Genomic DNA, 23,844 nt, shown 5'->3' with positions numbered 1-23,844 from the left:
TACGCCGGATCAGGCGCGACTCAAATCGCTCTGCAAGTCCCCCAGCAGGCCGCTCTGATGTTCGGCGAACAAGTGCGGATAGCACTGGGCAATGTGGCCGAAGAACAACGCCTCGGGCACATCGGCGAACTGGCCGTGGTCCACCAGGTACTCCATCGACTGCTGCCCCTGGCGGTTGAAGGGGTGGAATACGCTGTCGTTGACCCCATCGAAATCCAGGGCCGGCACATCGAATAGGTCGCACAGTTTCTGGTTGAACGCAGGCGTGGCCTTGACCCAGCGCCCGTCCAGGTACAGCTCGGTGTAGCCGTGCATGGCGAACACGTCGCTTTTGAGCAGCTCGATCAGGCGCGGCGTGGACAGGTGGTTGCGCACATCGGCCAGGCCAATGCGCGCCGGTATCCCGCAATGCCGCGCGCACCCGGCCAGCAGGGTGGCCTTGGGCACACAGTAACTTTCGGCGCTGTCCAGGGCGTAGCTGCCGCGCAGGGTGTCGGGGTCGCGGCTGAAGGTGTAGGGGTTGTAGCGCACCGCTTCACGCACCGCGTAGTACAGGTTCACCGCTTGCTCGCGCGGCTCGCGAGCAGTGCCGCGATGTTTTTGCGCGAACTCCACCACCGCAGGGTGGTCACTATCGATGAACCGGCCGGGCTTGAGGTATTCGTGCATGGGAAGGCTCTCCTGGGGAAGCCCCGAGTCTAGCGACAGACCCCGCACACGGATAACGACGTTTCGGCCAAATATCAGGGATTGCCACCGGGGCAGGCGCCAGCACTCTTACATCTGCCGCCGACCCGACTGACAATCATCACGCACACTGTCCTACCCCGCTCTCACCGCCCCCGCTTCACAGATGCCGTCTACGCTCTGAGGGTGGTTTTGCCCCTGGCCTCATGGAGGATTGAATATGTTGCTGTTGTGGATACTGGTTCTGGTGCTCGGCATTGCTTACCTGGCGCATCGCCGGGTCGCGCCCCTGCCCGCGATGGGCGTGGTGGCCGTGTACCTGGTGGCCATGGGCGTCGCCAGCCACGCACCGGGTTGGCTGCTGCTGGTTTTCTGGCTGTTGCTGGCCGCCGTGGCCGCGCCCCTGCTGTTGCCGGACCTGCGCCGCAAACTGTTCACCGCGCCGCTGTTCAGCTGGTTCCAGAAAACCCTACCACCCATGTCCCAGACCGAACGCGATGCCATCGACGCCGGCACCGTGTGGTGGGACGGCGAGCTGTTCAGCGGGCGGCCCAATTGGGACACGCTGCTGGCCTACCCCAAGGTGCAGTTGAGCGAAGAAGAACAAGCCTTCCTCGACGGCCCCACCGAAGAACTCTGCGCCATGGTCAGCGACTGGCAGATCGGCCAGGACATGGACCTGCCGCCCCAGGCCTGGGAGCACATCAAGCAAAACGGCTTTTTCGCCCTGATTATCCCCAAAGAATTCGGCGGCAAAGGCTTCTCGGCCTACGCCCACTCCCAAGTAGCGATGAAACTGGCCACCCGCAGCGGCGACCTCGCGTCCACCGTGATGGTGCCCAACTCCCTCGGCCCGGCCGAGCTGTTGCTGCACTACGGCACCGATGAGCAGCGCAACCACTACCTGCCACGCCTGGCCCGGGGCGACGACATCCCCTGCTTCGCCCTGACCGGGCCGCTGGCCGGCTCCGACGCCGGCGCCATGCCCGACACCGGAATCATCTGCAAAGGCCAGTGGCAAGGCCAGGAAGTGCTGGGCCTGCGCCTGAACTGGGAAAAGCGCTACATCACCCTCGGCCCCGTCGCCACCCTGCTGGGCCTGGCGTTCAAGGCCTATGACCCCGAGCACTTGCTCGGCGACCAGGAAGACCTGGGCATCAGCCTGGCGCTGATTCCCACCGACACCCCCGGCGTGGAAATCGGCCGCCGCCACCTGCCCCTGGGCGCGGCGTTCATGAACGGGCCGAACTCGGGCAAAGACGTGTTCGTGCCGCTGGACTGCCTGATCGGTGGCCAGGAAATGCTCGGCAAAGGCTGGATGATGCTGATGAACTGCCTCTCCGTGGGGCGCTCCATTTCCCTGCCGGCGGTGGGCACCGGCGCGGCCAAGTTCACCAGCCTGGTGACCGGCCAGTACGCCCGGGTGCGCGAGCAATTCAACGTACCGCTGGCGGCGTTTGAAGGCATCCAGGAAGCCCTGGCGCGCATCGGCGGCAACGCCTGGCTGATGGACAGCGCCCGCATGCTCACCGCCAACGCGGTGGACCTGGGGGAAAAACCCTCAGTACTTTCGGCCATCCTCAAGTACCACCTCACCGAGCGCGGCCGCGAGTGCATCAGCCACGCCATGGACGTGCATGGCGGTAAGGGCATCATCATGGGGCCCAACAACTACCTGGGCCGCAGCTGGCAAGGGGCGCCGATTTTCATCACCGTGGAAGGCGCCAACATCCTCTCGCGCAACCTGATGATCTTCGGCCAGGGCGCGATCCGCTGCCACCCGTTCGTGCTCAAGGAAATGGCTCTCGCCGCCCGCGAAGACAAAGACCAGGCCCTGGTGGAGTTCGATGGCCTGCTGCTCAAGCACATCGGCTTTGCCGTGAGCAACGCTGCCAGCACCCTGGTGCTCAACCTGGGCCTGGGCCACTTTGAAGCGGCGCCCGGGGACAAGCTCAGCCAGGGCTACTTCCGCGACCTCAACCGCCAGGCTGCGGCCTTCGCCCTGCTGGCCGACCTGTGCATGATGCTGCTGGGCGGCGAACTCAAGCGCCGCGAGCGGCTGTCGGCACGCCTGGGGGATGTGTTGAGCAACCTGTACCTGGGCAGCGCCGCCCTCAAGCGCTACCACGACCTCGGCTCGCCCGACTACATGGAGCCGCTGCTGTGCTGGGCCATGGAGGAAAGCCTCGGCCAGGCCGAACGGGCGCTGGATGAACTGCTGAGCAACTTCCCCAACCGCGTGCTCGGCTGCCTGCTGCGGGTGGTGGTGTTCCCCTTCGGCCGGCGCCACACCGGGCCGTCGGACACACTGGCCGCGCAAGTGGCTGCGTTAATCGGCCGCGCCAAGGGCGACCCGGCCCTGGAAGAGTTGCTGCAAGGCTGCTACCGCCCGCAATCGGCGCAAGACCCGGTCGGCGCGCTGCAACACGCCTGCGACCTGCTCGACGGCGCCCAACCCTTGCAGAAAAAACTCCACGCCGCCCTCAAAAGCGGCCAGGTCACCCCGGCCGCCGGCGAGCATGCCATCGATGCCGCCCTGGAGGCCGGCGTGTTGCAGGCCGGCGAGGCGCAGACCCTGCGCGACGCGCAAACGGCGCAGCGCGCGGTGATCGACGTCGATGACTTCAGCAAAGAGGAACTGAGCGCCAGCGCCGGCAAAGTGCGCTGACCACTGCCCGCAAAGCGGGCGGGTAATGAAAAACGGGCGCCGCGGCTATATACTCCGGCGCCCGTTTTGCTTCAGTTCTAGAGGACCCTTCATATGCTCGACCAAACACTCGTCCAGCTCGACCTTCTGCGCAGCATCCTGGTCGCGGTAGGTGATGCCGAGCAGGTGCCGGAAGAGAGCCACGCCTTGTTCCTGGAACGCTTCGACGAACTGCGCGCCTCCTTGCCCATCGAGCCGATCGAAAGCCAATACCTGGGCCAGGACCTGCTGTGCCAGGTGATCCAGCGCTACCCGCAAATCGCCCACTTGGTGCCCCGCGACCTGCTCTGGTACTTCGCCGGCGACTGCCTGCACTACATGCCCGACGACGAAATCGACCTGTACCAGGCCCTCGAAGACCGCCGCTACGAAGCCGAGCAGAACGACGAACCCTTCGACTGGAACCAGGAAAAGCAACTGCTGGCCATGCCTGACGAGGGCAGCAAGCACTGATCCGCCGCCACGCTTGACCCAAGGCCCGCCAGCCCTGCGCTACGGGCCTTTTGTTTGCGCGGCTTTCCAGGGTGCCAACGTCGGCTCGCGGCCCAGGCATTCAACCAGATAGTCGATAAACACCCGCAACTTGGGCGGCAGGTAGCGGGTGGGCGAGTACAGCAACCAGGCGTCGCCCGTGTAGGAGGCGATGAAGTCCCAGTCCGCCAGCACCTGCACCAAGGTGCCCTGCTCCAGGGCATGGCGCGCGGTGAAGTACGGCAGGCTGGCGATACCCACATGCTGCAACGCCGCGTCCAGGCGCACGCCGGTGTGGTTGGCGGCATAGCGCCCGCGCACGGCCACCGTCACCGCGCGGCTGCCCTGCTTGAATTTCCAGCGTGCATCGCCCGGGGTTTCCCCCAGGTAAATACAGCTGTGGCCGAGCAAGTCCCGAGGCTGGCGCGGCGTGCCGTGCTCGGCCAGGTACTGCGGTGTGGCGCACAGCAAGTGGTCGATGGGCAGCAAGGGGCGGCCGATCAACCCCGGCGGCGGGCTGTCGGTGATGCGGATGCTCAGGTCGACGTTGTCGTCGATCAAATCCACCTGGCGGTCTTCGAGGATCAACTGCACGTCCACATTGGGGTAGCGGCGCAAAAACTCGGCCATGTGGGGGTGCAACACAAAACGCCCGACAGCCTTGGGCACACTGACCCGCACCAGGCCCTGGGCCTCCTGCACGTACTGGCCGCTGACCGCCAGCACCGCACGGGCGGCGCTGACCATGTCCTGGCAGCGCTTGAACACTTCTTCGCCGCTTTCGCTTAGGCGCAATTTGCGCGTGGTGCGTTGCAGCAGGCGCGTGCCCAGGGCCTGTTCCAGGCGCGAAATGCTGCGGCTCACCGCCGAGGGTGACAGGCCCAATTGGCGCGCGGTTTCGGAGAAGTTGCCGGTTTCCACCACCTTGACGAAGGTGGCCATCTCGGCCAACAGCGGTAACGGTAGATTGATGCCCATGGCGCATAAGTCCATTGAAATTTGCACGGATTATCCACTATCGCGCGCAAGTTTATACTGCGCCCCATACCGCTGATCGCCAGCCGCCGCACTCCCCGCCCTTTTGGAACCGCCATGCTCTCGACTTATCTGGGCGAATTCATCGCCCTGGCCACCATTCACCTGCTGGCCGTGATCGCCCCCGGCCCGGACTTCGCCGTGACCATCCGCCAAAGCGTGCGCTTCGGCCGCCTCACGGGCCTGTGCACCGCCCTGGGCATTGGCGCGGGGATTTCCGTGCACGTGCTCTACACCCTGCTGGGCGTGGGTGCACTGATGCACGCCCTGCCCTGGCTACTGACGGTGGCCAAGGTGGTGGGCGCTGGCTACATTTTGTATTTGGGGATCAACCTGCTGCGCAGCAAGGCCCGCAGCCAGTTGGAAGGCATGGCGCAAGCGGAACCCGATTCGCCCCGGCAACGCCTGGGCAAGGCCTTTATGACCGGGTTCCTGACCAACGCCACCAACCCCAAGGCGACGCTGTTTTTCCTGGCGATTTTCACCACCGTGGTCAGCGCCTCGACACCGTTGCAGGTGCAGGCGCTGTACGGGGTGTGGATGTGCCTGGTCAACGCGGCGTGGTTCGTCATCGTCGCGCTGTTTTTTTCCAGCGCCCGGGTGCGCCAGGTATTCCTGCGCCTGGGGCACTGGTTCGAGCGCAGCATGGGGCTGATCCTGATTCTGTTCGCCGGGCGCCTGATGTTGTCGCTGTAACCCCCGGCGAACCGCGGCGCTACAGGTCGTAGCGCAGCGCCAGGCCCAGGGTACGCGGGGCGCCGACGTCGATGATGTCGTCCACGCGGTTGTTGGTGACGTACTCCTTGTCAAAGGCGTTTTTCACGTAGGCAGAGACGGTGACGTTCTGGGTCAAGGGGTACTGGCCGTTGAAGTTGACCAGCACGTAGTTGTCGCTTTTGCGCTCGCCGGTCACCTTGCCCGCGTCGTTGAACTGGTACTGCGAAGGGCTCGCGGCCTGGTAGGTGACGTCGGTATTGAGGCTCAAGCCGTTGTCCAGGCGATAGGTGCCGCCCAGCGAGACCTTGTACTTGGGCGAATGGAGGAACGACTCGCCGCTCATGTCCTCGCCATTGCCGGTGACGAAATCCTTGTACTTGCCATCGGTCACCGCACCGCCGGCGGTCAGGGTCAGGTGGCGGCTCACGTCCTTCTCGACGAACAGCTCCAGGCCCTTGATCTCGCTGCGCCCGGCGTTATAGATGTGCACGAAGTTGCCCGCGTCATCCAGCACGCTAACCTGCTGGTCTTTCCAGTCGGTGTAGTAGAGGTTGGCGCGGGCGCGCAGGGTTTTTTCCTGCCACGCGCCGCGGTACGACAACTCGTAGGTGGTGGTGTATTCCGGGTCGTAGGCCGCGTGGCCGCCACCGGCGCGCACGTTGACGCCACCGCCGCGATAGCCCTTGCGCACCATGAAGCCGACAAATTGGTCGGTGGCCAACTCGTAGTCAATGCCCAGTTTGGGCAGCACGGCATTGAACGACTTGCTGACCTTGCCAGCGCTGGAGAAGTCGTCCTGGTCGATGTCGGTGTCGTTCTGTTCGTGGTCCAGGCGCAGGCCGGTAATCAGGGTCCAGCGCGGCACGAAGGTCCAGTTGATCTCGCCGAACAGGGCCTGGTTCTGGATCCGCGTATCGCCCTTGGTGGTGCCGCCCAGTACTTTGTCGAACAGCAGGCGATCGTGGAAGTTGTTGGTGGTGTTGCCGTAGTAGGCGCCGACGAAACTGCGCAGCGTCTCGGATTGATAACCCAGGCGCAGTTCCTGGCTGAACAGGTCACCGTCCTGCTTGCGCAGGACCACATCGTTGGCCGTCGCGCTCTGGTCGAAATCCAAGCGGGCGCTGTAGTCCGAATGCGTGTTGGCGGTCAGGCTGGTCAGGGTCCAGGCGTCGTTCAAGCGGTAATCGACCTTGGCGCTGAGGGTGTCTTGCTTGAGGTTGTCGAACGCCTGGGTGTCGGACGAAATCTTGTAGTACTGCACCTTGTCGTTGACCCGCATCACCGAGCGATCGCCCTGGCGGTGCTCGTTGTGGGCGTAGGTGAACAGTACGTCAACATCGTCTGTCGGCAGAATCAGCAATTTGCCGCGGGCATTGCTGGTGCGACGAGGGTTGGCGTCGTCGTGCAGGTCGACGTTGCGAATAAAGCCGTCGCCTTCCTGGTAGTCCACGGCAATGCGCCCGGCGATCTTGTCTTGCACAAGCGCACCGCCACCGGCCACGGCAGCACCGTGTTCGCCGTAGTTACCGACGTTGGTCTGCGCGGAAAAGCTGGGCTCGAATGTAGGATTCTTGGTTTGGATCACCACCGCACCGGCCAGGGAGTTACGCCCCTGGGTGGTCGATTGCGGGCCAAGGAACACTTCCACCTGCTCGGCGTCCCACAGCGGCGTGGGGCTCAGGGTCAAGGCGCGGTTGGGCTGCTGGGCGCCGTCAACGTATACCGAAATGGCGCCATTGAGGGTGGCCGGGCCCTGGTCATCGAAACCGGACACCGGCACGCCGCGAATACCCCAGGTTTCATTGCCGGCCTGGTTGTAGACGCCGGGGGTGCGGGCGAAGACGTCCACCAGGTCTTTATCGCCGTGTTCGCGCAGCTTTTCTTCGGTGACCACCACCACGCTGGACTGGGTCTGCGCCAGGGTGCGGTTGATTTTTTCCCCAGTCACCGTGATCGGCGCGATTTCCAGCACGTTCGTGACGGTGTCAGCCCAAGCGCTAGGCGCCAGGTAATACGCCGACCCGATGGCCAGCACCCAGGTGCGTCTCTTGAAAGGCATGCCCTGCTCCCCTGCGACAGATCGTTGTTTTTTTTGTCTGCAAACTGGCACTTGGCGCCAGCGGGGCGGAGTCTAAGGGAAAATCAGGCGCAGAGAAACAGATTGATAATCCGTCTCATTAACACCGAAATCGACAAATCGCGCACAAACAAAAACGCCGCTCTATTGAGCGGCGTTTTCGTGAAATGGAGCGGGAAACGAGACTCGAACTCGCGACCCCGACCTTGGCAAGGTCGTGCTCTACCAACTGAGCTATTCCCGCAAATGGCGTCCCCTAGGGGACTCGAACCCCTGTTACCGCCGTGAAAGGGCGGTGTCCTAGGCCACTAGACGAAGGGGACACGCTAACTGGAACACATGGTGTGTATCCCAGTGCCCAGACCCTCACCCGAAGGCTTGGTCCTGGTTTCACTCAGTGCCGCCCGAAAGCAACACCGTTTAAAAATGGAGCGGGAAACGAGACTCGAACTCGCGACCCCGACCTTGGCAAGGTCGTGCTCTACCAACTGAGCTATTCCCGCAATGGCGTCCCCTAGGGGACTCGAACCCCTGTTACCGCCGTGAAAGGGCGGTGTCCTAGGCCACTAGACGAAGGGGACACACGTACAACATTCACTGCTTACTGCGTGTTGGCTGTGTGCTTTACGCTGTAAGTGGCGCGCATTCTATGGATGGATTCGGGGGTCGTCAACCCCCAACTATAAATTTATTTAAATCAATGACTTCGGGGTGGTTTCAGGGCGCTCCCCGGGATTTGTGCCGCCCGGTGTTTGGCGCCTATATTCTGGCGCCCGACAAGACGCTATAGTTCACCGAGCCAGATGATGGCAAAGTGCACCCATCGTTTACTACCCTTATATAAGCAGCGAAGCGACCGGCTCCAACTCGTCGTACGGGCCTATGCGCCTATAGGCTAAGCCACTACACTCGCACGCCAATCCCCTGAAGAGGCCTTACCGGTGACACCACTCATGATCGCCCTGCTAGTCATAGCCGGGATTGTCCTATTGATTGCCATTGGCTACATGAACCATGTGGTGGAAAACAACAAACTGGAAAAGGCGCGTACCCGGGTAGAACTCAATGACCGTATCCGCCGTTGCGGCGAAATCACCGAGACCTTTCCCGGCCAGTTGATGACGCCAGCCCTCAAGTTGCTGCTCACGCGCCTGGAACTCAATGTCACCCAGCGCCTGCTCAACCTGAACAAGTCCGACCCGTCCATCAAAGCGCGGATTGCCGAACTCCAGGCGTTGGTGGCCCAGGGCGAATCGATCCCGGTCAACAACCCGCCGGGGCCGATCCTGACCGAAGCCAAGGCCAAGGACGTGCGTTTCCTGCTCGAAGCGCTGCACGGCCAGGTCACTCGCGCGGTGCAAGATGGCTTTCTGCCCACCAACGAGGCCAAGCACTGGCTGCGGGAAATTCGCCACCTGCTGGTGCTGCTGCACATCGAGTTCTTCAATAACCTGGGCCAGCACGCCCTGCAGCAAAACCAACCGGGCCAGGCTCGCCTGGCGTTCGAGCGCGGCGCCCAATACCTGCGCAAGCAGCCGGACCCGGCGGTGTACAACGAGCAGCTCAAGTACCTGGAAAAACTCCTGGCCCGCGCTAACTCCATGGTGCTGACCAACATCCAGCCTACCGAAGACGAAGCCAACGAACTGACCGAAGGCCTCAAAGCGGCAGAAGCCGACGCCGACTGGAAGAAGAAAGTCATCTACGACTGACGGCCAATGCCCGCCCACGCTCACCGACGTGGGCGGGCGCTCTCCCCCCGCCCGCAATACCGGCCTGCTACAGGCGAAAGTGCTCCACCATCCCCTGCAATTGCCCGCCCAACTGCGCCAACTCGATGCTCGAGGTGGCATTGCCCTGCATCGCCAGTGACGAATGCTCGGCACTGGCGCGGATGCTGGTGACGCTGCGGTTGATTTCCTCGGCCACCGAACTCTGCTGCTGCGCCGCCGCCGCAATCTGCTGATTCATTTGCTGGATCAACGACACTGCCGCCGCAATGCTGCCCAAGGCACTCTCGGTCTGCAATGCATCGCTGACAGCCAGCTTCACCAACTCACCACTGCCTTGGATCTGCTGCACCGAAGCACTCGCCGCTGCGCGCAAGGTACTGACCAGGCGTTCGATTTCCTCGGTCGATTGCTGCGTACGCCGGGCCAGCGCGCGCACCTCGTCCGCGACCACGGCAAAACCCCTGCCCTGCTCGCCCGCGCGCGCCGCCTCGATGGCCGCGTTCAGCGCCAGCAGGTTGGTCTGCTCGGCCACGCTCTTGATGACCTCCAGCACCGTACCGATGTTCTGGATCTGCGCACTGAGGCTCTCGATGCTGTTACTGGCCGCCGTGGCCGAACCCGCCAGTTGCTCGATGCGCTGCAAACTCTGGCGCACCACCTGCTGGCCGCCCTCGACCTTGTCGTCCGCAGTCTGCGCGGCCTGGGCCGCTTGTTCGGCGTTGCGCGCCACATCATGCACGGTGGCGGTCATCTGGTTCATGGCCGTCGCCACTTGTTCGGTTTCTTCTTTTTGGCTACTGACTTCCCGGTGCGTCTGCTCGGTGACCGCCGACAGCGACTGGGCTGCACCGGCCAATTGTTCGATGCCTACCTGCAACCCGCTGACCATGCGGCTCAGGTCCTCGCCCATCTGCGCCATGGCCTGCATCAACTGGCCCATTTCATCGCGCCGGGTGACGGGAGCCATGGCCGTCAAGTCCCCCGCGGCGATGCGCTGGGCAACCGCAATCACGCTGCGCAACGGCGCCACGATCAAACGGGTGATCCCCCATGCCGCCAGCAACCCCACCAGCAACGCCAGCACCGAGGACGCGCTAATCAACAACATGCTCTGCTTGATGCGCGCCTGCATGGCCTGGTCCTCGACGCCATAGGCCTGATCGACCCGCGCCACCACCTCGGCGGCCCGCTCGTGCAATTGCTGGTACACCAGGCTCTCCCGGGCCAGCAGCGCCGTGTATTCGCTGAGTTTTTCACCGAAGCTGGCGATGTGCCCAGACACCTCGCCCAATACAGTCCGGTAACCGTCGTCCGTAACCAAGCCTTTGAGCTGCTCGACCTGTGCCAGCGCCTGCTGCGCTTGCTCGATCTGGCCTTGCCCGGCGTCCTCGCCCTTGCGGTTCTGATCCAGGCGCAGCCGCGCTTCGTTCATCGCTTGCAGCATTAATTTCGACACCTGGCTGATCTGGCTTGCCTGCTCGACGAATGCGGCGCCGTCCTTGCCCTGGGTTTCCTTAAGGGTGTAAGTGCCATCATCGATCAGGCCGGCCTGGAGCACGTCCAGGTTATTGGCCACGCTGGACACCGACCAACTGGCCATTTCCAGGGCCAGTTCCTTGGCTTGAGTCAAATCGACAAACTCGTCGAAGGCCTGGCGATAGGCGCCCAGGGATTGCTCGACCGCCGCCATAAGCTGACCGTTGGCGGGCGAATCGGCCTTGAGCTGCCGCGCCTGCACCACCAAGGCGTCTGTGCCTTCGTGCAGGGCTTCGACGGTTTTCGGGTCACCACGCAAGGCGTATTCCTGCTCCAGCAGTCGCACCGCGAGCAAACGGCTATTAAGGGAAGACATTTGTTTGAGCCCGTCGAACTGGCGGCCAATGGCCTGCAGGGACCACACACCTATGACCGCCACCACAGCGGTCAGCAACAACACCAGCACAAAACCGATCGCCAGCTTCTTCGCCATGCCCAGGTTGGCGAAACGCCCTTCAATGGCCGTATTCATTGCGTGCGATCCCCTTGCCTTGCTCAATGGCAATACGCCATTTCTCTACCTGCAGAGTCGCAACGAGCCAACCCCGAGCACAAGCCTTAGCCATCGCAACAATGGCAAAAAGCTATGCCGAGGTCGTTTTCAGGACAGTGCGCATCACTGCGACGGCAACATTGCCTGGAAGAATGCCAGGGCCCGCGGATCGCCGGCATAGGCCACATTGATCCGCAGCCAAGGGCTAGACTCGGCCTGCACATGGAACGCATCGCCCATCGACGGCAGCACGCCGCATCTAGTGGCCTGCTCGCGCACCTGCGCCTCATCGCCCTTCGCCGGCCGTGCCCAGATGAACATGCCGCCGCCAGGGCGGGTGAACACCTCCCACTCGGCATCTTCGAGGGCTTGCAACGTGGCCGCCATTTCCTTATTAAGGCGCTGGCGCAAGCGCTGGGTCAGCTTTCGATAAGCCCCGGTGGCCAACATGCTCGCCACCACAGACTCACAGAACCGCGAGGTGCCCAGGCTGGTAATCATCTTGACCTCAGCCAGGCGTGCCACCAGCTCGGGGCTGGCGACCAGGTAACCCAAGCGCAATGAGCTACTCAGGGTTTTGGACAGGCTGGCGATGTAGATCACCCGGCCCTCGGTGTCCATCGCCGCGAGCCGAGCGAATGAGCCGTTCTGGAAGTCGGCGTAGGCATCGTCTTCGACCAGGTAGCAATCGTATTCGCTGGCCAATTGCAGCAGACGCCGAGCAACCGTGGGCGTGAGGCTGCTGCCGGTGGGGTTGTGGTACAGGCTATTAATGAACACCGCGCGGGGCCGGTGCTCAGCCAGCAAACGTTCGAGCTCCTCCAGATCCGGGCCGGTGCGGGTACGCGCAACCTCCAACAGCGTGGCACCGCAAAACGTGAGCAGGCGATGGAGGTTGGCAAAACCGGGGCGTTCAATCACCACGCAATCGCCTGGGCGCAACAGGGTCCGCACCAACAGGTCGAGGCCGTGGCTGGCGCCCTGGGTGGTCAGGATCTGCTGCTCTTGCACGCAAATGTCGACCTGCTTGAGGTGCCGGCGTAGCTGCTGGCGCAAGGCCGGCAACCCCAGGGGCGTGCTGTAGCTAAAGAGCCCCGCCATGTCAGTGCGGGTGACTTCACGGATCGCATAGCTGAGGTCATCCGTTTCGCGCCAACTCTCCGGAAGCCAGCCGCATCCCAGTTTCAATTCGCCCATCGGGCTCTCGTCCACCCGCCCCCACGCCAGTTCTGCGCCCGCAGGCGCAGCTTCGCGCTCCGTGAGCGAAGTCGCGCAGGCCACGTAAAAGCCCAGGCCATGGCGCGAAGCCAGCACGCCCTGGGCAACCATTCGCTCATAGGCTTGCACCACACAGGACTGGCTAAGCAAATTCTCCCTAGCCAGTTGCCGAATGGAGGGCAGGCGCGTTCCCGGTTGCACGTTGTCCTGGCGGATCCAACTGGCCAATCCGTTGACGATTTGCTGCACCACGGGCACGAGCGCCTGCCGATCAATCTTCAGATCCATGAGTAAGCGATTCCTAACTGTTTGTTTTGTTTCCAAAAAAAGAAGTTAAGCACAGGTGCCCCGTCACTGAAGCCCCTAAAGGCGTCGGAAACAGCCATTCCTAACCCCTTGAAACACAATCTCGGGATCGTGACCGAAAAAGCCAGAAATATGGCCCAAGGAGCCAATGCGCAGTCAGGATGTGCCTACTTTTCCCGCAGAGGGCCAGGCATGCTTCCCATAGCAAAACGCCCCGCCCCCGGTGAAGGGGGCGAGGCGTTCGGTCACGGCATTCGATTGCGGTGAGCGCGTGAAGTCAGAGTTTCGCCGCGTGTCGCTGATGCCGCTCCATGTAGCGCTCTACATAAGAGCAAGAAGGAATGACCGTGTAGCCCATGCGATCGGCGTATTCCAGCGCCTGCTCGGTCAATGCCGCCGCGATACCACGCCCACGCAGGGCGTTGGGCACAAAGGTGCGATAGATATCCAGGGTCTGTTTACCCAGGTCCATATAGGTCAAGTAGGCACGATGACCGTCCACATTGGTCTCGAACTGATGACCAACCTGGTCATGGTGGATGGACAACGCCTCGCTCATCACTACTCCTCGCGGGTCTGGGTTAGCGACCCTACCTTACCGATGTTTTTCCGGCGAAGGAACATCTACGCCACCCCGTGCCTGCCAGGCACCAAACAAGACCTGTCGATTCTGCGCAGCCGAGCACGTATCAAATAGTAGGCGCCATTGCCGCAAATGCTCAAGGCGCGCTCGTCATTGCAACGTTGGCTGGCCAAACGTGCCGGGGGGACTATAGAAGGGGCTCGACCCAATATGCCGGGTCGATAGCCCGCACATTGCCGGATATTGAGACTTAAGACGAACCAGCACTCTTAAAGTCACCTCAATATGGATAAAGATACGAGAGCCCGACCACAGATTCAGAACTACAGTCTAGACAAATCAATAAAGAATGACTGTTGGCAACACTGCACGGCGCCTACAACCATCGCCCTGCCCGGAGCGCAGGCCTGCGTTTTTTTAAACAACGCTGTGAAAAGTTGCTCAAAAAAGAATCAACGCCTACAATTTTTTTGCTTCTTGCGCTACGTCAGTTTACTTACTACAAGTAATGGGTAGTATGTACGCCGGCTATTTCCTCACTCTGAGGAAGTGGCTACTTAATTGAAAGTCCTTGAAGGGGAACACGATGAACAACGTTCTGAAATTCTCTGCTCTGGCTCTGGCCGCAGTTCTGGCTACCGGTTGCAGCAGCGTCTCCAAAGAAACCGAAGCACGTCTGACTGCAACTGAAGACGCAGCAGCTCGCTCCCAGGCTCGTGCAGACGAAGCCTACCGTAAAGCTGATGAAGCTCTGGCTGCTGCTCAAAAAGCACAACAGACTGCTGACGAAGCTAACGAGCGCGCTCTGCGTATGCTGGAAAAAGCTAGCCGCAAGTAATAGTCCTTAGGGATTGTTATCAAGCCGATCCATTTTTGGGTCGGCTTTTTTATTGCCCGCTTTTTACCCAGGCAATAAAAAACCCGCCAACACGACTCCGTGCTGGCGGGCTCTAGGCAGGCGCCTACTGCAGCTCGACCGGGGTACTGCTCATCATGGGCGCAGTGGTCGGCACCGCAATCTCCACCGGCAGGCCATCTTCGGCCGCGACTACGTCACGCACCACGTCCCAGTTCATGCGCAGGCTGTTGGCCAGGTCTTCACGCTTGAGCAAGGCGTTGATGACGGCGGTGTGCTTGTCCACCACCGAGGGGTTGCCCTTGTCATCCAGCGGTGTATGCGCCTCCAGGTACACCTTGCCACCACTGAGGCCGAACTTGTAGGGCTCGCTGATGATCCGCACGGACGTACCGACTGGCACCATGCCCGCCATTTCCAGCACGTTATTGTTGAGCATGCGGAAGCAGCCGTGGCTGGTGCGCATGCCGATGCCGAACTTCTTGTTCGAGCCATGGATCAGGTAACCCGGGGTGCCCAGGGTGAACTTGAAAGGCCCCAAGGGATTGTCCGGGCCGGCAGGCACCACGTTAGGCAGCGGATCGCCATCAGCCGCGTGCTCGGCCTTGATAGAGGCCGGCGGCGTCCAGGTCGGGTTTGGCGTCTTGGCTACGATACTGGTGTGGGCGATCGGTGAGCCCCAGCCTTCGCGGCCGATACCCAGCGGGAACGTGTAGACCACGTTCCGCCCCTTGGGGAAGTAATACAGGCGGTATTCAGCCAGGTTGATGACGATGCCTTCGCGCGGCCCTGGCGGCAGGATGAAGCGGGTCGGCAACACGACTTCGGTACCCGCCCCCGGCAACCACGGATCGACCCCAGGATTGGCCGCGACCATTTCCAGGTAGCCCAGGTCGTAGGCGGTGCCCAGGTCGGCAAAAGTGTCTTCGTACTTGGCCTTGATGACCTGCACCTGGCCCACGATGTCTTCGCCCGGCGGCGGCAACGGCAGCTCCAGGGCAGCAACGGGGCCAGCCACACACAGGGCGGCAAGGGTCAGGCAGCGGGTGACGGCAGGAAAGCGCGGCAACATCCGGAAAGTCCTTCGCAGGGTCAAGAGGTCAAAAGAGGCGATTGTACACCGCGGCCCGGGGCTTGGGGGGTGTCAGCGGGCGGGGTGGCGGGTTACAGCTCGAAGCGCAGCTCCGGCCAGATCGGCGGCGTACCGCGCTTCTGGGATTCGAGGATAGCCCGACATAGCGGGCACAGGCGTTGGTCCTGGAAAATTTTGCGGTCTACCGCCGACCACCGCGGCTGCGCGGGCAACAACGTGCCGCACAGGGTTCGATCCGCTGAGCCGCCCAGTTCCAACTGCCGTGTCACCAGGTGCACCCGCACTTCCTGGCAGGCGAACAGATCCAGCTGTTCATCAGGCTCGATCAGTTGATAGGCAAACAGGGACCAGGCGGGACGTGGCATCGGGGGCTCCAAATCGGGGCGCCACCTTAGCCGAAAGACCGCCGCTAGAAAAGTCTCAAAGCAGCGGTTTCAGCGTCGGCCAGACATTTTCCAGCAACTGGCCCTGGGCCGCTGCGGCCGGGTGGATGCCATCGCGCTGCATCAGCTCCGGATGGCCACCCACCCCTTCGAGGAAAAACGGCACCAGTGGCACTTTTTTCTCGCTGGCGAGGTGGCTGTAGACCTCGGCGAAGGCCTTGGTGTAGCGCACGCCATAATTAGGTGGCAACTGCATGCCCAGCAACAACACCTTGGCACCGCTGGCACGGGCACTGTCGATCATCGACGCAAGATTTTGTTGCAATTGCGTGGGCAACTGCCCGCGCAGGCCATCGTTGCCGCCCAGCTCCAGGACCACCAGCGCCGGCTTGTGCTCTGCAAGCAGTGCCGGCAGGCGCGCCTGGCCCCCTGCACTGGTGTCGCCGCTGACGGACGCGTTGACCACCTTGTCGTCGAACCCCTCGCGCGCCAGGCGCTGCTCCAGCAAAGCGACCCAGCCTTGGCGGGTATCCAGGCCGAAAGCCGCGCTGATACTATCGCCCACGATCAGGACTGTACCCGCCGCTGCGTTCTGGGCCATGCACACCAAGGCCAGGCCAGCACTCAAAAACCACACACGCATCGGACTCTCCATGGGCGCAAGCATTCTCACTGCGCGGAACCTTAGCAAAGTGGTTCCCAGCGCGGAAGGTGAACTGACCATCCTGCACGAACTCAGCCTGGAACTGAACAAGGGCGATAGCCTGGCCATCGTCGGCGCTTCCGGCTCCGGTAAATCCACCCTCCTGGGGCTGCTCGCCGGCCTCGACTTGCCCAGTGGCGGCGAAGTGGTGCTGGCCGGCCAGGCCCTGAGCACCCTGGACGAAGACCAACGCGCGCGAGTCCGGGCCGAACACGTGGGCTTCGTGTTCCAGTCATTCCAGCTGCTCGACAGCCTCAACGCACTGGAGAACGTCATGCTGCCGCTGGAACTGGATGGGCGCAAAGACGCCCGCGCGCGCGCCACCGAGCTGCTCGAACGGGTCGGCCTGGGTCGGCGCCTGAGCCACTCGCCACGCCAGCTCTCCGGCGGCGAGCAACAACGGGTGGCCATCGCCCGCGCCTTTGCCGCCGAGCCCGACGTGCTGTTCGCCGACGAGCCCACCGGCAACCTTGATAGCCATACCGGCGAGCGCATCAGCGACTTGCTATTTGAGCTCAACCAGGAACGCGGCACCACCCTGGTGCTGGTGACCCACGACGAACGTCTGGCCCATCGCTGCCGACGCCTGATCCGCCTTGAAGCCGGCCTGCTGGTCGCGCCATTGGAGCCTTGATGGCACGCCTGCCGCTGTTGCGCCTGTTCAGCCTCGCCGTCCGCCAACTGCTGCGCGATGCCCGCGCCGGTGAGTTGCGGGTGTTGTTCTTCGCCTTGCTGGTGGCCGTGGCTGCCAGCACTGCCATCGGCTATTTCGGCGCCCGCCTCAATGGCGCCATGATGCTGCGCGCCACCGAGTTCCTCGGCGCCGACTTGCTGCTGGAAGGCAGCTCGCCAGCGCGCCCGGAGCAGACCCAGAGCGGTCTCGACCTGGGCCTGGAACACGCGTCGGTGGTGGAATTTTCCAGCGTCATCGCCACCGACAACGGCATCCAGTTGTCCAGCGTAAAAGCGGTCAGCCCGGCCTACCCGCTGCGCGGAGAACTGAAAAGCGCCAGCGCACCCTTCGCACCAGAAGCGCTCGGTGGCGGCCCCCAGCCCGGCGAGGCCTGGGCCGAGGCGCGGCTGTTGACCGCCCTGGAACTCAAGATCGGCGACAGCATCGATGTAGGGGTCAAGACCCTGCGCCTGAGCCGTGTGCTGACCTACGAGCCCGACCGCGCCGGCAACTTCTATAGCCTCACCCCGCGCGTGATGATGAACCTCGCCGACCTGCAAGCCACGGGCGTGGTGCAACCGGGCAGCCGCGTCAGCTACCGGGAACTGTGGCGCGGCGAGGCCAGTCGCCTGGAAAGCTATCGCCAATTGATAAAACCGGGGCTGGCCGCCAACCAGCGCTTGCAGAATGCCCGCGACGGCAACCGGCAGATCGGCGGCGCCCTGGGTAAGGCCGAGCGCTACCTGAACATGGCGAGCCTGGTGGCGGTGCTGCTGTCCGGCGTGGCCGTGGCCCTGTCCGCCGCCCGCTTCGCCGCCCGGCGTTTCGATGCCAGCGCGTTGCTGCGCTGCCTCGGCCTGTCGCGGCGCGAAGCCCTGCTGCTGTTCAGCGTGCAATTGACCGTCCTCGGCCTGCTTGCCAGCCTCAGCGGTGCCCTCCTCGGTTGGCTGGCCCAACTGGGCCTGTTCGCCCTGCTCCACGATTTGCTGCCCAACGATGTTCCACCGGGCGGGTTGCTGCCGGCAATCGCCGGCATCGGCACCGGGCTGGTAGCCTTGGCCGGGTTCGCCCTGCCACCGCTGGCCGCCCTAGGCCGCGTGCCGCCGCTGCGGGTGTTGCGCCGCGACATGTTGCCCATCCCCTCCAGTAGCTGGGTGGTGTACGGCGCAGCCTTGGCCGCCCTGGGGCTAATTATGTGGCGCCTGAGCCTGGACCTGGTGCTGACCTTCGCCCTGCTGGGCGGCGGCGTAGTGGCTGCGTTGGTATTGGGTGGCCTGTTGCTGCTTCTGCTGCAAAGCCTGCGGCGCCTGCTGGCCAAGGCTTCGCTGCCCTGGCGCCTGGGGTTGGGGCAACTGCTACGCCACCCCTTGGCTGCAGCCGGGCAAGCCCTGGCCTTTGGCTTGATCCTGCTGTCGATGGCGCTGATTGCGCTGCTGCGCGGCGAGTTGCTCGACACCTGGCAAAACCAGTTACCCAAGGACGCGCCCAATTACTTCGCCCTCAACATCCTGCCCGCCGATAAAGATGCCTTCAGCGCACGCTTGAGCGAGGCGTCGGCGCAATCGGCGCCGCTCTACCCGGTAGTGCCGGGGCGACTGATTAGTATCAATGGCGAGCCGGTGCGCGAGATCGTCACCAAGGAATCGAGCGGCGATCGCGCCGTGCAGCGCGACCTGAGCCTGACCTGGGCCACCGACCTGCCGGCAGGCAACGCCATCACCGAGGGAGCCTGGTGGCCGGCCCAGCCGCCCGATGACTTGCCAGGCGTGTCGGTGGAAACCAAGGTGGCCGAAAGCCTCAAGCTCAAACTCGGCGATCACTTGGTGTTCACCGTGGCCGGAGTCAATCGCGAGGCGCGGGTCACCAGCCTGCGCAGCATCAACTGGGATAACTTCCAGCCCAACTTCTTCATGATCTTCCAACCCGGCACCCTCAAGGATTTGCCGACCACTTACCTGACCAGTTTCTACCTGGCCCCGGGCAACGATCAGCAGATCATCGACCTGTCCCGCGCCTTCCCGGCGGTGACCATCCTGCAAGTCGAAGCCTTGCTCGAACAGCTGCGCAGCATCCTGGCCCAGGTCACGCTGGCGGTGGAGTACGTGCTGCTGTTCGTTCTGGCGGCGGGGATGGCGGTGCTGTTTTCCGGGTTGCAGGCCACCCTCGACGAGCGCATTCGCCAGGGCGCCCTACTACGTGCCCTGGGGGCGGAGCGGCGCTTGCTGGTCAAGGCGCGGCGCATCGAGTTCGGCTTGCTCGGCGCGGTCAGCGGCCTGTTGGCCGCGCTGGGTTCGGAAGTGGTGAGCCTGGTGCTGTACCGCTACGCCTTCGACCTGCCCTGGCAACCGCACCCCTGGTTGCTGGTGCTGCCATTGATCGGCGCACTGCTGATCGGTAGCGCCGGCGTCTTCGGCACGCGACGGGCGCTCAATGCCAGCCCCCTGACAGTCCTGCGCGAGGGTTGATAGACTCGCGCCCACTCCGCCCTCCGCACAAGAAGCCGCAATGAGCCGCTACCGCCCTCCCCGCACCGCTGGCACCGCCCTGATTACCCCCGAGGGCGAGGCGCGGATGCGGGCCGAGTTCCATGAGTTGTGGCATGTGCGCCGCCCCCAGGTCACCCAATCGGTGAGCGAGGCGGCGGCCCAGGGCGACCGCTCGGAAAACGCCGAGTACACCTACGGTAAGAAAATGCTGCGGGAAATCGATAGCCGCGTGCGCTTCCTGACCAAGCGCCTGGAAGCTCTGAAAGTGGTGAGCGAGCGGCCCAGCGACCCGAACAAGGTCTACTTCGGCGCCTGGGTGACCATTGAGGATGAGAGCGGCAAGGAGGCGCGCTACCGCATCGTCGGCCCCGACGAACTGGACCTCAAGCAAGGCCTGATTAGCATCGACTCCCCCTTGGCCCGCGCCTTGATCGGCAAGGCGCTGGACGCCGAAGTGCGGGTGCAGACGCCGACGGGCGAACAGTGCGTGTATATCGTGGCGATTGACTATCCCTAGCCTCAACGGCGGGTAATCAGACCCTGACGGCTGACGCGCACCAGTTGTTTAATCATCTCGTTGGCATCTGCGCCGCTGGGAGCTTGGATAACGGCCAGGTCGAAGCTATCGCTGGCAAAACGCGCCAGGGATTCGCCATCGGCCACGAACTGGATCAGGAACGCCGAAGGACGCCCCGTACGGCGCGGCCAGCCATCGAGATAGCGCAGCAAGGTGGGCTGATGCTTGCCACCGAGAAGGATTTTTGGATTGTGCTGGGGAAGGTTCGCCGTAATCGGCGCAAGACGTACAAGGGGGCTGGGTGCATTCATCGTGTCGTGTCTCTGCCTCAAATTTCTGCCGGGCAGGTGAGAGGCAACACCGAACCAGCGCTTTAGCGGTATTTCGAAGCCAGTATCAAGCTTCTATCGGTGACCTTTCGGTCCCCTGGCGCCCCGCAAGTAGCTGTTTAAATCGGCGCATGGGCACATCCTAGAGAAGCTGGCCAGTTAGTGTCAACCACCGCGTTCAGTGCTTTAGTCCGCGTGTTTGCGCCGCCCTTCAGCCCCCCGGTACCGCCTCGCGCCCGGAGAACCGCTCCCGATAAGCCTGGGGCGTGACCCCCAGGGCCTTGAGGAAACTGCGCCGCAAGGTCTCTTCGCTACCAAAGCCGCACTGCACCGCCACGCGCTTGACCGCCATGCCCGTGTCACACAGCAGGCGCCGGGCGCTTTCCACACGGATTGCCTCGATGGCCCGGGCCGGGGTCTGGCCGGTTTCCTGGCGGTAATGGCGTACGAAACTGCGCTCGCTCATCCCCGCCTGTAGCGCCAGGCTGGGGATGTTCAAGTCTAGCTTCAGGTTTTCTGCGATCCAGGCATGCAATTCATCAAAACGGCTGCCGTCCTGCTGCAAGGCCAGGGTCACGCTGAACTGGGATTGGCCTCCCGGGCGCTTGAGGAACACCACCAATTGTCGCGCCACTTCCAGGGCCATGGCCCGCCCCAAGTCCGCCTCCACCAGGGCCAACGCTAAGTCGATGCCCGCCGTCACTCCGGCGGAGGTCCACACCGGCCCATCGTTAATGAAAATCGGGTTGGCCTCCACTTGCAGGCTTGGATACAGCTGCGCCAACTGCTCGCAGCGGGTCCAGTGGGTAACCACCCGGCGCCCGTCGAGCCAGCCACTGGCGGCCAGCAAAAACGCCCCGGTGCACACCGACGCCACGCGCCGCGACTGCGCCGCTCGCTGGCGCACCCAGGCCACCAGCGCGGCGTCTTCGGCGGCGGCATACACGCCCCAGCCACCAGCGACGATCAGGGTGTCACAAGGCTGGCCGGGTGGTGGCAACTGCGCCGACACTAGCGCCAACCCCGCCGACGACATCACTGGCTCCAGTCCCGGCGCGATCACCCGTGGCACATAGGGCGGCGGCAAGCCTTGCTGGCGCGCCAGGTCATTGGCCGAGGCAAACACCTGCAGCGGCCCGGTGACATCTAGCAACTGCACGTTGGCAAACGCGAGTACATCAATAGTCTTGGGCATATTTGGCGTAATTCGTGGGCTAATTGGCGGATACGCCAAATCCTAGGCTCCTAGAGTGAAACCGTCCAGCCATGTCGGGTGGGCCGTCTCCCAAGGAAAAAGCGCCATGCCCCTGCAGATCGGTTTCCTGTTGTTCCCGCAAATTCAGCAATTGGACCTGACCGGCCCTTATGACGTACTGGCGTCGCTGCCGGACGTGAAGGTGCACTTGATCTGGAAGGACCTTGCCCCGATCACCTCCAGCACCGGCCTGGTGCTTCTGCCCACCACCACCTACGCAGACTGCCCAGCCCTGGACGTAATCTGCGTGCCCGGTGGCGCCGGCGTCGGCCCGCTGATGGAAGATACCCCGACGCTGGCCTTCATCCAGCGCCAAGCAGCCCAGGCACGCTACATCACCTCAGTGTGCACCGGCTCCCTTGTCCTTGGCGCCGCCGGGCTGCTCAAGGGCAAGCGGGCCACCACCCATTGGGCGTACCACGACTTGCTCAAGCCTTTGGGCGCCATTGCGGTGAAGGACCGGGTGGTGCGCGACGGTAACCTGCTGACCGGCGGCGGCATCACCGCGGGCATCGACTTTGCCTTGGTCTTGGCGGGTGAGTTGTATGGCACGGAGTTGGCGCAACTGGTGCAGTTGCAACTTGAATACGCCCCAGCCCCGCCCTTCCATGGCGGTACACCGGACACCTCCCCGGCCGTCGTGCTGGAGCAGGCCCTGCTGCGAGTGGCACCGTCGCTCAAGGCTCGCGAGGAGATCGTCGAGCGCGTGGCCCAGGGCTTGGCGTGAAAAATCGCGACCATGAAAAAACCCGCCGAAGCGGGTTTTTCCAGACCATTTACGACTCCCTGTCGCAGCATTCCTTGCCTATGGTCGATCATCCTTGATCCTGAGCGCATCCTGCGCTGCAGTTGACGGAGGCCAGATTAGCGCGGGCATTGCGCAGGCAATAGACGACATACCACTGCTCTGGTGTAAGCCTTTGGCTAGAGCCTTTGAGAGCCCGGTACCTGTCAGGGCTGCCACCGGGTGTTGACCACCACATCGCGCGGCTCGTCATAGGAGCCGTCGGAGTATTTCCCTTTGAACAGGTGTTAAGGTTCAGCACTACAATCAGATGCTCGTCGACCTTGTAGTTGGCCGTTGGCCAACCATCGCGTAGATGAGTGGATGCGGCATTGAACTATTGGAGCGAAACTGGCCAGCGCTTAACCACAAAGGAGCCTTCCCCGTGCCCGCACTCAACGGCAGTTGTCTATGCAATACCGTGCGATATCAAATAGATGGCCTGGACATGCCCATCAGCCACTGCCATTGCCACACCTGCCGCAAGGCCCACGCAGCGGCGTTCGCCACCACTGCCGGAGTGCTGCGTGAGCACTTTCGCTGGCTCGCGGGGCAAGAGGCGTTAGGTACCTTCGAGTCATCACCAGGCAAGTTGCGGTATTTCTGCACGCGCTGCGGATCGCACCTGATGGCCGAACGCCCGGCCCAGCCCCATGTGATCCTGCGGGTCGCCACCCTGGACGACGATCCCCAACTAACTCCTGCGGCGCACATCTGGACCGAACACGCGGTGCCTTGGCTGTCCGATGAGGCCCTGCCCCGCTGGCGCCAATGGCAGGGTGACTGAGCCCCACTGTCTTAAAATTGCCTGCTAGGATAATCGGCCATTGGCTTAACCGCTTCAGCCGCGCCCAGACAGGGACACCCCCTGATTTTCGACCCCGACGGCACCCTGGCCGACACCGACCACTGGCACCAAGTGACCCTGCAGCAGCTCTTGCAGGAAGAAGAGAGACGTCGCATCCGGCATGGGAGCTTCCTTGAAAAATGCAAAAAACCAGAGGCGAACCTTAGCACTGTCCGCTGCTGACCAACGGTGAGGATTCGGGTGCACTTGCGCGCTTTTCCATCGCGCAAAACAAAACCCCATCTGCTTTCGCAAATGGGGTTTCGGAATTTAATCTTGACGATGACCTACTCTCACATGGGGAAACCCCACACTACCATCGGCGATGCATCGTTTCACTGCTGAGTTCGGGATG

At 62.9% G+C, this 23,844-nt stretch carries 20 protein-coding genes, 4 tRNA genes, 1 rRNA gene and 2 pseudogenes; 10 read left to right on the top strand and 17 right to left on the bottom strand.

Going from position 1 to position 23,844, the window contains the following annotated elements; genetic code table 11:
- Positions 1–9: 9 nt before the first annotated feature.
- On the bottom strand, positions 10–669 hold the full coding sequence (locus tag AC19YT_RS15060; RefSeq protein WP_095110819.1) for a transglutaminase-like domain-containing protein: 660 nt from the start codon (positions 667–669) through the stop codon (positions 10–12).
- 238 nt (positions 670–907) lie between these two features.
- On the opposite strand from AC19YT_RS15060, the gene AC19YT_RS15055 reads away from it, so the two are divergent.
- Together AC19YT_RS15055 and AC19YT_RS15050 are read left to right on the top strand one after the other, a co-directional pair.
- Entirely contained in the window at positions 908–3,355 is a 2,448-nt protein-coding gene (locus AC19YT_RS15055) for an acyl-CoA dehydrogenase (RefSeq protein WP_500610534.1), read from the top strand.
- Positions 3,356–3,448: 93 nt separating this feature from the next.
- Positions 3,449–3,847, top strand: a complete 399-nt coding sequence (locus AC19YT_RS15050) for a PA2817 family protein (RefSeq protein ID WP_095110817.1) — start codon at positions 3,449–3,451, stop codon at positions 3,845–3,847.
- A gap of 39 nt (positions 3,848–3,886) precedes the next feature.
- Here AC19YT_RS15050 and AC19YT_RS15045 read toward each other — a convergent pair whose 3' ends face one another.
- The gene (locus AC19YT_RS15045; RefSeq protein ID WP_095110816.1) at positions 3,887–4,843 is read right to left on the bottom strand and encodes a LysR family transcriptional regulator; all 957 of its coding nucleotides are present in this window, start codon (positions 4,841–4,843) and stop codon (positions 3,887–3,889) included.
- Positions 4,844–4,957: 114 nt separating this feature from the next.
- Between AC19YT_RS15045 and AC19YT_RS15040 the strand changes: the two genes are divergently transcribed.
- Positions 4,958–5,596 (top strand): LysE family translocator, encoded by a 639-nt coding sequence (locus AC19YT_RS15040; protein WP_095110815.1) that lies wholly within the window; start codon positions 4,958–4,960, stop codon positions 5,594–5,596.
- A 19-nt stretch (positions 5,597–5,615) separates the two neighbouring features.
- Here AC19YT_RS15040 and AC19YT_RS15035 read toward each other — a convergent pair whose 3' ends face one another.
- The 5 genes from AC19YT_RS15035 to AC19YT_RS15015 form a co-directional block, all read right to left on the bottom strand.
- Entirely contained in the window at positions 5,616–7,676 is a 2,061-nt protein-coding gene (locus AC19YT_RS15035) for a TonB-dependent receptor (RefSeq protein ID WP_500610533.1), read from the bottom strand.
- Positions 7,677–7,862: 186 nt separating this feature from the next.
- Positions 7,863–7,938: transfer RNA gene (locus AC19YT_RS15030), tRNA-Gly, on the bottom strand.
- A 3-nt stretch (positions 7,939–7,941) separates the two neighbouring features.
- Positions 7,942–8,017, bottom strand: a tRNA-Glu gene (locus AC19YT_RS15025).
- Between the two features lie 104 nt (positions 8,018–8,121).
- Positions 8,122–8,197 (bottom strand) — tRNA-Gly (locus AC19YT_RS15020).
- Between the two features lie 2 nt (positions 8,198–8,199).
- Positions 8,200–8,275, bottom strand: a tRNA-Glu gene (locus AC19YT_RS15015).
- Positions 8,276–8,635: 360 nt separating this feature from the next.
- Here AC19YT_RS15015 and AC19YT_RS15010 point away from each other — a divergent pair.
- Complete coding sequence (locus AC19YT_RS15010; protein WP_095110813.1) at positions 8,636–9,406, top strand: hypothetical protein; 771 nt, start codon at positions 8,636–8,638, stop codon at positions 9,404–9,406.
- A 67-nt stretch (positions 9,407–9,473) separates the two neighbouring features.
- Here the strand turns inward: AC19YT_RS15010 and AC19YT_RS15005 are convergent, their stop codons facing one another.
- The 4 genes and pseudogenes from AC19YT_RS15005 to AC19YT_RS14990 form a co-directional block, all read right to left on the bottom strand.
- Positions 9,474–10,316: a methyl-accepting chemotaxis protein gene (locus AC19YT_RS15005; RefSeq protein WP_371856252.1), complete on the bottom strand. Its 843-nt coding sequence runs from the start codon at positions 10,314–10,316 to the stop codon at positions 9,474–9,476.
- A 15-nt stretch (positions 10,317–10,331) separates the two neighbouring features.
- Positions 10,332–10,535: pseudogene (locus tag AC19YT_RS15000) on the bottom strand (HAMP domain-containing protein); the annotation flags it as partial.
- Positions 10,536–11,547: 1,012 nt separating this feature from the next.
- Positions 11,548–12,962 (bottom strand): annotated as a pseudogene (locus AC19YT_RS14995) (aminotransferase-like domain-containing protein).
- 295 nt (positions 12,963–13,257) lie between these two features.
- A complete protein-coding gene (locus tag AC19YT_RS14990) occupies positions 13,258–13,539 on the bottom strand; it encodes a GNAT family N-acetyltransferase (RefSeq protein ID WP_022640086.1) in 282 nt (93 codons plus the stop codon).
- A 610-nt stretch (positions 13,540–14,149) separates the two neighbouring features.
- Between AC19YT_RS14990 and oprI the strand changes: the two genes are divergently transcribed.
- Positions 14,150–14,401, top strand: a complete 252-nt coding sequence (oprI, locus tag AC19YT_RS14985; RefSeq protein ID WP_003172710.1) for an outer membrane lipoprotei OprI — start codon at positions 14,150–14,152, stop codon at positions 14,399–14,401.
- A gap of 124 nt (positions 14,402–14,525) precedes the next feature.
- Here the strand turns inward: oprI and AC19YT_RS14980 are convergent, their stop codons facing one another.
- The 3 genes from AC19YT_RS14980 to AC19YT_RS14970 form a co-directional block, all read right to left on the bottom strand.
- The gene (locus tag AC19YT_RS14980; protein WP_095110810.1) at positions 14,526–15,491 is read right to left on the bottom strand and encodes a L,D-transpeptidase family protein; all 966 of its coding nucleotides are present in this window, start codon (positions 15,489–15,491) and stop codon (positions 14,526–14,528) included.
- Between the two features lie 92 nt (positions 15,492–15,583).
- Complete coding sequence (locus tag AC19YT_RS14975) at positions 15,584–15,877, bottom strand: hypothetical protein (RefSeq protein ID WP_095110809.1); 294 nt, start codon at positions 15,875–15,877, stop codon at positions 15,584–15,586.
- 55 nt (positions 15,878–15,932) lie between these two features.
- Positions 15,933–16,538, bottom strand: a complete 606-nt coding sequence (locus AC19YT_RS14970; protein ID WP_500610532.1) for an arylesterase — start codon at positions 16,536–16,538, stop codon at positions 15,933–15,935.
- A 10-nt stretch (positions 16,539–16,548) separates the two neighbouring features.
- Here AC19YT_RS14970 and AC19YT_RS14965 point away from each other — a divergent pair, with 10 nt between their 5' ends.
- Genes AC19YT_RS14965 through greB form a run of 3 tightly spaced genes read left to right on the top strand, consistent with a single transcriptional unit; the run spans position 16,549 to position 20,274 of the window.
- A complete protein-coding gene (locus tag AC19YT_RS14965) occupies positions 16,549–17,232 on the top strand; it encodes an ABC transporter ATP-binding protein (protein WP_095110807.1) in 684 nt (227 codons plus the stop codon).
- Entirely contained in the window at positions 17,232–19,736 is a 2,505-nt protein-coding gene (locus tag AC19YT_RS14960) for an ABC transporter permease (protein WP_500610531.1), read from the top strand. Before AC19YT_RS14965 ends, AC19YT_RS14960 begins: the two co-directional genes overlap by 1 nt.
- A gap of 40 nt (positions 19,737–19,776) precedes the next feature.
- Positions 19,777–20,274 (top strand): transcription elongation factor GreB, encoded by a 498-nt coding sequence (greB, locus tag AC19YT_RS14955; RefSeq protein WP_095110805.1) that lies wholly within the window; start codon positions 19,777–19,779, stop codon positions 20,272–20,274.
- 2 nt (positions 20,275–20,276) lie between these two features.
- Here the strand turns inward: greB and AC19YT_RS14950 are convergent, their stop codons facing one another.
- On the bottom strand, positions 20,277–20,585 hold the full coding sequence (locus AC19YT_RS14950; protein WP_500599101.1) for a class I SAM-dependent methyltransferase: 309 nt from the start codon (positions 20,583–20,585) through the stop codon (positions 20,277–20,279).
- A gap of 229 nt (positions 20,586–20,814) precedes the next feature.
- On the bottom strand, positions 20,815–21,798 hold the full coding sequence (locus AC19YT_RS14945) for a GlxA family transcriptional regulator (protein WP_500599100.1): 984 nt from the start codon (positions 21,796–21,798) through the stop codon (positions 20,815–20,817).
- A gap of 106 nt (positions 21,799–21,904) precedes the next feature.
- On the opposite strand from AC19YT_RS14945, the gene inhA reads away from it, so the two are divergent.
- Together inhA and AC19YT_RS14935 are read left to right on the top strand one after the other, a co-directional pair.
- The gene (gene inhA / locus AC19YT_RS14940) at positions 21,905–22,585 is read left to right on the top strand and encodes an isonitrile hydratase (RefSeq protein ID WP_095110802.1); all 681 of its coding nucleotides are present in this window, start codon (positions 21,905–21,907) and stop codon (positions 22,583–22,585) included.
- A 442-nt stretch (positions 22,586–23,027) separates the two neighbouring features.
- Positions 23,028–23,429: a GFA family protein gene (locus tag AC19YT_RS14935; protein ID WP_256576648.1), complete on the top strand. Its 402-nt coding sequence runs from the start codon at positions 23,028–23,030 to the stop codon at positions 23,427–23,429.
- A 334-nt stretch (positions 23,430–23,763) separates the two neighbouring features.
- Here AC19YT_RS14935 and rrf read toward each other — a convergent pair.
- Positions 23,764–23,844 (bottom strand): 5S ribosomal RNA (gene rrf, locus AC19YT_RS14930); the annotation flags it as partial.

This window comes from Pseudomonas sp. MF08875 (assembly GCF_059862525.1).
This window is presented reverse-complemented; position numbering and strand designations above follow the sequence as displayed.

Bases quoted from the DNA above. Each gene is read 5' to 3' on its own strand.
- AC19YT_RS15060 (WP_095110819.1), bottom strand. From the start codon at position 669: ATGCACGAATACCTCAAGCCCGGCCGGTTCATCGATAGTGACCACCCT.
- AC19YT_RS15055 (WP_500610534.1), top strand. From the start codon at position 908: ATGTTGCTGTTGTGGATACTGGTTCTGGTGCTCGGCATTGCTTACCTG.
- AC19YT_RS15050 (WP_095110817.1), top strand. From the start codon at position 3,449: ATGCTCGACCAAACACTCGTCCAGCTCGACCTTCTGCGCAGCATCCTG.
- AC19YT_RS15045 (WP_095110816.1), bottom strand. From the start codon at position 4,843: ATGGGCATCAATCTACCGTTACCGCTGTTGGCCGAGATGGCCACCTTC.
- AC19YT_RS15040 (WP_095110815.1), top strand. From the start codon at position 4,958: ATGCTCTCGACTTATCTGGGCGAATTCATCGCCCTGGCCACCATTCAC.
- AC19YT_RS15035 (WP_500610533.1), bottom strand. From the start codon at position 7,676: ATGCCTTTCAAGAGACGCACCTGGGTGCTGGCCATCGGGTCGGCGTAT.
- AC19YT_RS15005 (WP_371856252.1), bottom strand. From the start codon at position 10,316: ATGGTCAGCGGGTTGCAGGTAGGCATCGAACAATTGGCCGGTGCAGCC.
- AC19YT_RS14990 (WP_022640086.1), bottom strand. From the start codon at position 13,539: ATGAGCGAGGCGTTGTCCATCCACCATGACCAGGTTGGTCATCAGTTC.
- oprI (WP_003172710.1), top strand. From the start codon at position 14,150: ATGAACAACGTTCTGAAATTCTCTGCTCTGGCTCTGGCCGCAGTTCTG.
- AC19YT_RS14980 (WP_095110810.1), bottom strand. From the start codon at position 15,491: ATGTTGCCGCGCTTTCCTGCCGTCACCCGCTGCCTGACCCTTGCCGCC.
- AC19YT_RS14975 (WP_095110809.1), bottom strand. From the start codon at position 15,877: ATGCCACGTCCCGCCTGGTCCCTGTTTGCCTATCAACTGATCGAGCCT.
- AC19YT_RS14970 (WP_500610532.1), bottom strand. From the start codon at position 16,538: ATGCGTGTGTGGTTTTTGAGTGCTGGCCTGGCCTTGGTGTGCATGGCC.
- AC19YT_RS14965 (WP_095110807.1), top strand. From the start codon at position 16,549: ATGGGCGCAAGCATTCTCACTGCGCGGAACCTTAGCAAAGTGGTTCCC.
- AC19YT_RS14960 (WP_500610531.1), top strand. From the start codon at position 17,232: ATGGCACGCCTGCCGCTGTTGCGCCTGTTCAGCCTCGCCGTCCGCCAA.
- greB (WP_095110805.1), top strand. From the start codon at position 19,777: ATGAGCCGCTACCGCCCTCCCCGCACCGCTGGCACCGCCCTGATTACC.
- AC19YT_RS14950 (WP_500599101.1), bottom strand. From the start codon at position 20,585: ATGAATGCACCCAGCCCCCTTGTACGTCTTGCGCCGATTACGGCGAAC.
- AC19YT_RS14945 (WP_500599100.1), bottom strand. From the start codon at position 21,798: ATGCCCAAGACTATTGATGTACTCGCGTTTGCCAACGTGCAGTTGCTA.
- inhA (WP_095110802.1), top strand. From the start codon at position 21,905: ATGCCCCTGCAGATCGGTTTCCTGTTGTTCCCGCAAATTCAGCAATTG.